We start from the raw sequence: 9,074 nt of genomic DNA, 5'->3' as shown, positions 1-9,074 counted from the left end.
ACTGTCTGCGCGTGCGCCTCGTGTGCGCGCTCGCACGCGCGGCGCGTCCACAGAGTCACGGCGCTGGAATCCTCCGCGCCCGCGTCCAGCCCGGCTTCCTCCTCAGCGGCGGCAGCCACGCTGTCAGCCTCATCCGTGGCTGCGTCATCGCCAAAGGCCGCGTCCAGCGAGCGCACCCGCTCGAAGGCGCTGAGCGCAGTCGTGCGCCGCTCCTCGATGCCGCGCTTCGACGAGGCGGCCGCATCGGTCAGCGCCTTGGTGAAGTCGGAGTAGATCTGCGTGTCGAAAATGTCGCGCAGGATCTGCTCGCGCGCATCCGAGGTGGCGGTGAGGAACTGGGAGAACTTTCCCTGCGGCAGCACGATGGTCTGGAGGAACTGGTCCTTGTCCAGGCCCACGATCGTGGGGATCTCGTAGCCCACGTCGCGTGGCCCCGACGCGACCGCCTCGATGGTGCGCCAGCCGTCCGGAGCGTCCGGATCTTCCACGACCCGCGCGAGCGTCGACTTCGAGTTACGCTGCGACTTCTTACCCGCCGGCGTGTACGCGGGTGTGCGTGTCACCCGGTAGAGGCCCGTGGCGACCTCGAACACGAGATCCACTTCGGATGGGTCTGAATCCGAGATGTGGTTGGAGCGCAGGCGGTCCTTCGACGCGTCCTTTGTGCGCGCCACGTCCCCGTACAGGGCGAAGGTAATCGCGTCGATGAGCGTGGACTTGCCCGCGCCCGTGGGCCCTTCCAGCAGGAAAAGCCCAGAGTCCTCAAACGACGAGAAATCGACCGTGTGTGCACCGGCGAAGGGGCCGATGCCCACAATACGTAGCCACCGAATCTTCACTGCATGTCCTTTCCTCGAAGCCCGGCCCACACATCCTGGGCGAGCTCGCGCTCCCGCTCCGACAGGGGCCGCCCGCCCACGGCCTCGTAAAACTCCTCCGCGACCTCGCGCGGATCCCTCGAGGGGCGCACCGCCCGCGTGGGTTGAAGCGAGGGGGCCCGGGCGGGGCGGTGCACGACGACCAGGGCGTGCGGGTAGGCCTCCCGGATGCGCGCCACCATACGCTCTGGGCGCGCGTCGTCCGAGACCGTGATCGACACGTACAAGTCCGTGGTCGCCTGGTCGGGATCGGTGAGCAGCTCATCCATGGTCCCCTCGAGCACCGCGATGCCCCGCAGCGTCGGGATGGGCACCACCTCGATGCCGGTCACCGAGGTGGCGTCCGTCGTCACGAGGGTGACGGACTTGGTGGCCCCGGCCTCGGAGAACGAGTACGCGATGGGGGAGCCCGCGTAGCGGATTGGGACGCACGCCCCCGACACATCCTGCGGGCGGTGCAGGTGCCCGGCCGCCACGTAGTCCAGGCCGTGGGTCAGGGGGGCGGCGCCCCCGAGTGTGTCGAACAGGTCGGCCGACACGGAGGGGACGCCGCCCACCTGGATGTCGCGCTCGGAGTCCGAGGGCTGCGCGCCCGTGATGAAGGCGTGCGGCATCGCGATGGCCGGGCGCTCGTCGCCCGAGCCGCGCCGCGCCTCCAGGTCCTGACGCAGCCTGCGCAAGGCGGCCGCCAGGACCGCCTGGTGGGAGCGGGGCAGGGGAGCGGGCAGAGCGGATTCCCCCTGCGCAGGCAGGTCCGACAGCGCCTGACGCACGAGGTCGGGCTCCAGGTAGGGCATCGGGTAGACGAGGGCGCCCCCGGCCTCGACGGGCTTGCCGATCGCCTCCGGATCCGTCACCACGTGCAGAGAAGGAGCCAGCATGTCGGCGAAAAGTCCCAGGCGCGCCGCCCCATCGTGGTTCCCCGACGTCAGGATGACCGTCGTGAGCGCGGTCAGCTCGCGCAGGGCGCGGCGCATCCGCGCGAGCGCATCAACGGGCGGAACCGCGCGGTCGAACACGTCGCCCGAGATGAGCACGGCATCAACGCCGCGCTCACGCACCAGGGCGACCAGCCACTCGATGAACGCGTCCGCGCTGTCGCCCAAAGACGCGCCGTGCAGCGTGCGTCCCAGGTGCCAGTCGGAAGTGTGCAGAATCAACATGCTCCCAGTGTGGCAGAGGGCGCCCACATCTGCGTCCGTCACACACGCTTGGAGGGCGGACACCTTCTGCATACGCGCAGGTAATCGATAGCATGGAGCTATGATCAAGCCCTTCCTCATGCTGACCTCCCGCGACGACGGCCCGGTCCTGGCCGCGGAGAGCGCCGACCTGCCTCGCTTCTCAGGACTGAGCCCCGACCAGGTGCGACAGGTGCGCATGGAGAGGGAGCTGCCCGACCTGGACCTGTCCGAGTACTCGGGTGCCTTCGTGTGCGGGTCGCCGTGGGACGCGAACGCCGACGACCACCTGAAGGACGAACGTCAGGTGCGCGCCGAGGCCTGGCTGCGTTCCTTCTACGACCGGGCGCTGGGCGAATCCTTCCCGATCCTGGGCCTGTGCTACGGGCTGGGCACCCTCACCCTGTACCTGGGCGGCGTCATCGACACCCACCACGGCGAGGAAATTAGCGGCATCGCGCTGACGAAGACCGACGCGGGCCGCGACGACCCGCTCCTGGAGGGCACTCCCGACCGCTTCCACTCCTACGTCGGCCACCACGAGGCCGTGCGCGAGCTAGCCCCCGGCATGCAGGTCCTCCTGGCCGGGGACGACACCCCGATCCAGATGGTGCGCGTAGGCGAGGCCGCGTGGGCGACCCAGTTCCACCCCGAGATGGACCTGGGCGGCGTCAACGTGCGCATCGACCAGTACGCGGGCCGCTACTACCCGGCCGACAAGGCCGAGGCCATCCGCGCCCAGGTCGCCACCGTGGACACGGACCCCTCGCGCCTCATCCTGCGCAACTTCGTGCGCCGCTTCCAGCGCTGACACTCGCCCGACGGTCGAGGCCGCGTGCCTCGGCCCCCGCTCTACCGGGCCGGGGGAATGAGCCCGCGGCGGCGCGCCCGCTCCTTGGAGACGAGGAGAATCGTAAAGAAGCAGAAGGCTACAAGCGCAGCGCCCATGGCAACGTTCGACGGCGTGTTGTAGGGTTCGGGGTCGATGCCCCCGTCCGTGACATCACCGACGATGACAGCGGCGGTGCATACGAGGGAACACCCCATCACCGCCCACTCGCAGGCCCGAAGCGCCCAGTGCGCGCCCGGAATCGGACGCGAATAACCAGGGGCCAGGGAAGCGAGGAGCAACGCAGCGTCGGCGAGCCCGTAGTTGGTTAGGCGGTTGTCCTTCCCGAAGAAGGTGCCGCCAATCGAATAGACGACCGTGCCGATCAACAGCGCGAGGAAGAAGTAGCGGAGGACCTTGTCGACCCGCGAAAGCCCTGCGGTGTTGCCGATAAGGTTCTGCTCGATGGTGGACATAGCGATCATGACCTCGTGAATCAAAAATAGCGACCATCGCTATTCCTCAATTATCCGCGCAGGGGTGGCGCTGTCAAGCACTTTCAGCGCCCACTTGTCGTTACCGAGCCGCCTTGCTGGCGGCCTCCGCCGTCGCCACTGCCTCGAGGAGCCTGCGCACCGACGCCACGCGGGATGCGCGCCCCTGCCGCAGTTGATCCACATCCTCAGCCCCGGCCTCGTCAATCGCGAAGGGGCCGGTGGCGCGCGCGTAAGTGTCAAGCGCGCACGAGGGCTCCTCCTCGCCGTGCGAACACAGCGGCAGGCACCAGGCGGCGGCCTCCGCGACGTCCGGGAAGACGCCCAGCACGTCGGCGACGCTCACGTGCCCCAGGCCGAAGGATCGCACGCCGGGCGTATCCACGATCCAGCCGCCCGCCTCCAGCTCGAAGGCCTCCGAGGACGTGGAGGTGTGGCGTCCGCGTCCCGTCACCTCGTTGACGTGGCCCGTCGCGCGGCCCGCGCCCGGCACCAGGAGGTTGATGAGCGTGGATTTTCCGACCCCCGAATGTCCCACAAGCACCGACCAGTGGCCGGCCAGGAGGGCCCGCAGCTCGGCGACGCCTGGGTCGGCCTGGCCGGCCTCGGCGCTGGTGAGCACGACGCGCACGTCGAAGTCCTGGTAGGCGGCGATCAGCTCGTCCGCGCTGGCCAGGTCCGCTTTCGTCAGCACGAGGACGGGGTCCAGGCCCGCCTCGAAGGCAGCGACCAGGCAGCGGTCGATCATTCCGGTGCGCGGCGGCGGATCCGCCAGCGCCACGACGATGCACATCATGTCCGCGTTCGCGACGATCGCCTTCTCACCGCGCTGATCCGGCGCGTCCTCGAGGGAACGGCGCAGCACCGAGGATCGTTCCTCGACGGCGACGATACGCGCGAGCGTGTCGGGGCGCCCGGACAGGTCGCCGGTGAGGCGCACGCGGTCGCCCATGATGACGGAGCCGCGCCCCAGCTCGCGGGCGCGCACGGCGACCACGCGGGTGCCGTCCTCCTCCAGGCTCACCTGGTAGCGGCCGCGGTCGATGCCGATGATGCGGCCCAGCGGCTTGGAAGACCAGTCCGGCCGGTCCTTCGTGCGAGGGCGCGAGCCCTTGCCGGCGCGCACGCGCACGCGCGGGTCGTCGGTTCCGGTGTCGCGCCGGGCCATCACTGCTCCTCCTCGATCGGCGAGGCCGGGGTGGCCTGCACGGTCCTGTGACCATCGGCGTGTGCCTGGCCCTCGGAGCTTCCCCCAGCGTCCATGCTTCCCCGGCCGTCATCGCCCACGAGCGAGGCCCACATGGCCTCGAAGGTGGGCAGCGTCTTGGAGGTACACGCGATGTCGTCGACCGTGATGCCGGGGGTGACGAGGCCCAGGATCGCGCCGAAGGTCGCCATGCGGTGATCCGCGTAGGAGCAGATCTGCGCGGCGTGGAGCGGGCGCGGCGTGATGATCAGGCCGTCCTCGGTCTCGTCGGCCTGCCCGCCCGCGCGGTTAATCTCGGTGACCAGGGCCGCCAGGCGGTCCGTCTCGTGTCCGCGCAGGTGCGCGATGCCGCTCAGGTGCGAGGGGCTCGAGGCGTAGGCGCAGATCGCGGCCAGGGTGGGGGTGAGCTCGCCGACCTCGGCCATGGTTGCCTTGATGCCCGGGTAGTTTCCGGCGCCCGGACCGCTCAGGGTCAGGCCCTCCTCATCCAGCGTGACGGTCGCGCCCATGTGGCCCAGCAGCGCCCGCCAGGCATCTCCCGCCTGCGTCGTCGCCCCCGGCCACGCCGGAATCCGCACGCGCCCGCCCGTCACCATCGCGGCCGCCAGGAAGGGGCCGGCGTTGGACAGGTCCGGCTCGACGGTGATGTCGCCGCCGCGGGGACGCGACGGGAAGACGTGCCAGGTCGAGAGGTCCGCGCGGCCCTCGTCCACGACCTCCAGGTCGATGCCAGCGCCCGCCAGGGATGCGAGCGTCATCTCCACATGCGGCATCGACGGGACGGCGCCCGGAGCCGACACGAAGAGGGGATCGCCCACGAGGGGAGAGACGAGCAGCAGCGCGGAGAGGAACTGCGAGGAGGACGAGGAATCCACCCACGCCTGCGCGCCCAGCGGCGTGCGGATCGGGCCTCGGATCGTGAAAGGCAGGTGCCCGCGCTCACCGTGATAGGTGACGGACGCGCCCATGCGCACCAGCGCGTCCAGGAGCGGGCCGAGGGGGCGCGCGTAGGCCTGCTCGTCCCCATCGAAGAGCGTCTCCTCGGGGGACAGGGCAGCCAGGGGAGGCAGGAAACGCATGACGGTGCCGGCCAGGCCGCACTCGACGCGACCGCCGCGCGGCGGCAGAGACATCGGAGTGACGCGCAGGACGCCCGCCCCCTCGTCATCGACGCGCGCGCCCATCACCTCCAGGGCGGCCGCAAAGAGGCGCGTATCGCGCGCGTCCAGGGCGCCGCGAATAACGGAAGGGGAATCGGCAACGGCCGCCAGGTACAGGGCGCGCGCCGTGATCGACTTCGAGCCCGGCACCTCGACCGTGGCATCCACGGGGGAAACGGCCAGGGGCGCAGGCCAGGGGGTACTCACGAAGCGGCGCCGGTCAAACGCTCCGCGACGGCGGCCTCGGCCGCAGCGATCGCGCGGCGCTGATCGCGGCGCATCGCGCGAGCCACGAGAGCCGACGGCTGGCCGACGCGGTCCGTCGACGCGAGGAGGACACCGGCAGCCAGGCCCATCTTGTTGAGTGTGCGGTAGCGGCGGCGCTTGATCTGCTCCTTGGACAGGCCGTCCGTCGTGCCCGGCAGGGGAGCGCTGACGAGCGCCATGGGCGCGCCGATCGCGGCCAGGGTCAGGGCTGCGACGCGGGGCCTGCGGCCCAGCGCGAAACGCAGGCCGGCGACGACGCTCACCGCGCCGGTCACGCGGGTCGCCAGGGCCAGCTGCTCATCCGTCAGCGGCTCCAGGCCAACAGCGTCGGTCGCCTTATCGATGAGGGGACGAACCCCCGCGGCGCGCTCCACGTGGACACGCGGATGCGTGAGGGCATCCACCCCATCGGCGATGAACGGGGCGGCGAGCAGGGGACGGGCAACAACGCGCAGCAGATTCATACCCCTATTGTTCGATACCTTTGCCCCCGGGGGAAGCCGAACTGCCCCGTCCCTCCCAAACAACGGGCCAAAAGTGGTGCAACACACACATATTGTGGTTGTGGAATAAAGTGGCGCGTGAGGCGTTGCCCTCAGTATGAGTGTCCGTCCGTCCCATCTCTTCGCGCCGCCCCCGCGCGCGACTACCCTGGGATGCGATGGACACGACAACCCCCCAACCGGCGGCGCAGGCGCCCGAGCCTGCCCCGGCCTCGTCGACCCCGGCCTCGTCGACCCCAGCCTCGTCGACCCCGGACGACGCTGCGCTGCAGGCGCGCTTCATGGACGAAGCGATGCCCCTCATGAACCAGTTGTTCGGCGCGGCCCTGGGCATGACCCGCAACCGAGCCGACGCGGAAGACCTGGTCCAGGAGACCTACCTCAAGGCCTACCAGAAGTTCCACCAGTACAAGCCCGGCACCAACATCAAAGCCTGGCTCTACCGGATCCTCACCAACACCTACATCACCAGCTACCGCAAGGCGCAGCGATCCCCCAAGCGTGCCTCCACCGACACCATCGAGGATTGGCAGCTGGCCGACGCCGCCTCCCACGCGGAGGTTGGCCTGAAATCCGCCGAAGTCGAAGCCCTCGAGTCGCTGCCCTCCACGCAGCTGCGCGAGGCACTCGATTCGCTCTCGGAGGAACACCGGATGGTTGTCCTCATGGCTGACGTTGAGGGAATGAGCTACAAGGAAATCGCCGAAGAACTAGGAGTTCCTATGGGGACCGTCATGAGCCGACTGAACCGGGCGCGCAAGAACCTGCGCTCCGCGCTGGCCGACGTCGCCGCGGAGTATGGGATCGGAGGAACCAAGTGAACACGCGCGTCACCTGCCAGGACGTCCTGGACGCCCTGTACGAACTGATCGACTGCGAGGAGTGCGACCGCCGCAGCGGCCTCATCGACGCCGGGTCCGTGCCCGGCCCCGATGCCCGCGCCCGCGCCCTCATGATCCAGCACGTCGCCACCTGCCCGCACTGCGCCGACGCCCTCGACGCCGAACGCCACGTCCGTGCCCTCATGCGCGGCTGCTACGAGTCCGAGCAAGCCTCGGATGCGCTGCGCGCTCGCGTCGTCGCCTCCATCACCAGCGTGTCCGTCACCTGGCGCTGAACGCGGCCTCGCGCTTGGCCGCTCCCCGCGCTCGCGTCGTCGAGGCCGGGGACGCCTCCCGTTTTTCGGTGACCTTCGTCGCCGCGGTGGCGTTGTGCCTTGGTGGTTTGGGTCAATGTGTGCAAAAATGCTTCAGTCTAGACAACAAACCCAAGGAGAATGACATGTCGAAGCGGGGTCGTAAGCGTCGCGATCGTCGTAAGAACGGCGCGAACCACGGCAAGCGTCCTAACGCCTGAGCCGATTTCGTTGCGCGCCCGGACCGAGGGGTCCGGGCGCGTTTTGTATCCGCCGGTGGCAGCAACCAGCCGCAGCTGTGAGGGGCGCGCGCCTGGTGTGTGGGATTCTGCCGGGGCGTCGGGTGAATACTTGCGGGGCAGTGGAGACGTTGAGGGGAATCCCGGGCATCGGACGGTGAGCGTTTCCACGCGGGGCGCTACTCTGGCTGATGTGTGCCCACCCGCGGGCCCAAGTCGTGAAGCGCGTGACGGGCCGAGGTGGGGTTTCGTTGCGTTGCATCTGGATAGGAACGGCGCATCCGGATAGGAACGACGCATCCGGATAGGAACGACGCATCCGGATAGGAACGGCGCATCCGGATAGGAACGGCGCATCTGGATAGGTTATTAACCTATCCGCGTGTTCGTAACCTATCCGGATGTTGGTTACCTATCCGCGTGATAGCGTCCGATGGGTGGGATCTGTGAGAAGACGTGAGGCCAGTTGGTTGTCCGCATGCGAGACGGTGTGAGCCTGGCGGTTGGTGGACTCGTGGCCTCGTATCTGGATAGGAACGGCGCATCTGGATAGGTTATTAACCTATCCGCGTGTTCGTAACCTATCCGGATGTTGGTTACCTATCCGCGTGATGGCTGAATCAGCTGGGTCTGGGAACAGTATGGACGCCAGTGGATTCTCTGCTCTGGAGGCGACGCGGCTGGCGGCGGGAAAGGTGAATGCGTCGTATCCTGGTGCGTGCTGGCGCGCCGGTGCGTCCCGCGTGCAGACACTGGCTCGTCGAGACGAAAGAGGCCGTCATGTCCCTTCAGATGCGCGTTGTTCACTTCTGTATGGGCCTTGTGCCTCCGTTGCTACAGAGCGAGACAGCAACTGAGCAGATGGCGCTCCACGCCCCACAGCCCGCCCCGATGCCTGCACGCATGCGAGGACGTTTCACGGCGACGTGCGACAGGGCGTGTTTAATTGTCTGTGTATCCGTCTTTTGTTTGAAAGGATTGATGCATGATGAATGATGATGATGTTGTTGCGGCTCGCGCTAGTGGGCGTGAGACGGTGGAGGAGCTGCGTCGCTCGGGGGCGTTGGATGCGTTGTTTGAGCGTCTTGATGCTGGCGAGGTCGAGATGACGGGCAGTCAGGGCTTGTTGCCGGCGTTGCTCAAGGAGGCCTTGGAGCGCGGGTTGACCGCGGAGCTGACCG

At 68.5% G+C, this 9,074-nt stretch carries 10 protein-coding genes and 1 pseudogene; 5 read left to right on the top strand and 6 right to left on the bottom strand.

Annotated elements, in window-relative coordinates; all coding sequences use genetic code 11:
- Together HMPREF1138_RS04995 and HMPREF1138_RS04990 are read right to left on the bottom strand one after the other, a co-directional pair.
- A partial coding sequence (locus tag HMPREF1138_RS04995) for an AAA family ATPase (RefSeq protein WP_009057282.1) occupies positions 1 to 839 on the bottom strand: 839 nt, incomplete at its 3' end.
- Positions 836 to 2,041 (bottom strand): exonuclease SbcCD subunit D, encoded by a 1,206-nt coding sequence (locus HMPREF1138_RS04990; RefSeq protein WP_039936971.1) that lies wholly within the window; start codon positions 2,039 to 2,041, stop codon positions 836 to 838. The genes HMPREF1138_RS04990 and HMPREF1138_RS04995, both read right to left, overlap by 4 nt.
- Before the next feature lie 100 nt (positions 2,042 to 2,141).
- Here HMPREF1138_RS04990 and HMPREF1138_RS04985 point away from each other — a divergent pair, with 100 nt between their 5' ends.
- Positions 2,142 to 2,870, top strand: coding sequence for a glutamine amidotransferase-related protein (locus HMPREF1138_RS04985; RefSeq protein ID WP_009057278.1), 729 nt, complete (start codon positions 2,142 to 2,144; stop codon positions 2,868 to 2,870).
- Between the two features lie 41 nt (positions 2,871 to 2,911).
- Here HMPREF1138_RS04985 and HMPREF1138_RS04980 read toward each other — a convergent pair whose 3' ends face one another.
- The 4 genes from HMPREF1138_RS04980 to HMPREF1138_RS04965 all read right to left on the bottom strand — a co-directional run bounded on the left by HMPREF1138_RS04980 (position 2,912) and on the right by HMPREF1138_RS04965 (position 6,480).
- The gene (locus HMPREF1138_RS04980) at positions 2,912 to 3,373 is read right to left on the bottom strand and encodes a hypothetical protein (RefSeq protein ID WP_238318609.1); all 462 of its coding nucleotides are present in this window, start codon (positions 3,371 to 3,373) and stop codon (positions 2,912 to 2,914) included.
- A 91-nt stretch (positions 3,374 to 3,464) separates the two neighbouring features.
- Positions 3,465 to 4,550, bottom strand: a complete 1,086-nt coding sequence (rsgA, locus tag HMPREF1138_RS04975) for a ribosome small subunit-dependent GTPase A (RefSeq protein ID WP_009057273.1) — start codon at positions 4,548 to 4,550, stop codon at positions 3,465 to 3,467.
- Positions 4,550 to 5,956, bottom strand: coding sequence for a 3-phosphoshikimate 1-carboxyvinyltransferase (gene aroA / locus HMPREF1138_RS04970; RefSeq protein ID WP_238318608.1), 1,407 nt, complete (start codon positions 5,954 to 5,956; stop codon positions 4,550 to 4,552). The genes rsgA and aroA overlap by 1 nt, the downstream gene beginning before the upstream one ends.
- Positions 5,953 to 6,480, bottom strand: coding sequence for a DoxX family membrane protein (locus HMPREF1138_RS04965; RefSeq protein WP_009057286.1), 528 nt, complete (start codon positions 6,478 to 6,480; stop codon positions 5,953 to 5,955). The genes aroA and HMPREF1138_RS04965 overlap by 4 nt, the downstream gene beginning before the upstream one ends.
- A 197-nt stretch (positions 6,481 to 6,677) precedes the next feature.
- Here HMPREF1138_RS04965 and HMPREF1138_RS04960 point away from each other — a divergent pair, with 197 nt between their 5' ends.
- The 4 genes and pseudogenes from HMPREF1138_RS04960 to HMPREF1138_RS04950 form a co-directional block, all read left to right on the top strand.
- Complete coding sequence (locus HMPREF1138_RS04960) at positions 6,678 to 7,340, top strand: sigma-70 family RNA polymerase sigma factor (RefSeq protein ID WP_009057280.1); 663 nt, start codon at positions 6,678 to 6,680, stop codon at positions 7,338 to 7,340.
- On the top strand, positions 7,337 to 7,636 hold the full coding sequence (locus HMPREF1138_RS04955) for a hypothetical protein (RefSeq protein WP_009057271.1): 300 nt from the start codon (positions 7,337 to 7,339) through the stop codon (positions 7,634 to 7,636). The genes HMPREF1138_RS04960 and HMPREF1138_RS04955 overlap by 4 nt, the downstream gene beginning before the upstream one ends.
- A gap of 164 nt (positions 7,637 to 7,800) precedes the next feature.
- Entirely contained in the window at positions 7,801 to 7,875 is a 75-nt protein-coding gene (locus HMPREF1138_RS11605) for a 50S ribosomal protein bL37 (protein WP_370465157.1), read from the top strand.
- Positions 7,876 to 8,881: 1,006 nt separating this feature from the next.
- A pseudogene (locus HMPREF1138_RS04950) lies at positions 8,882 to 9,074 on the top strand (IS256 family transposase); the annotation flags it as partial.

The sequence above is a fragment of the Actinomyces sp. ICM58 genome (assembly GCF_000283035.1).
In the GTDB taxonomy this organism is placed as follows: domain Bacteria; phylum Actinomycetota; class Actinomycetes; order Actinomycetales; family Actinomycetaceae; genus Pauljensenia.
Note: the sequence above shows the minus strand (reverse complement) of the source record. Positions and strands in the feature narration are given on the sequence as shown.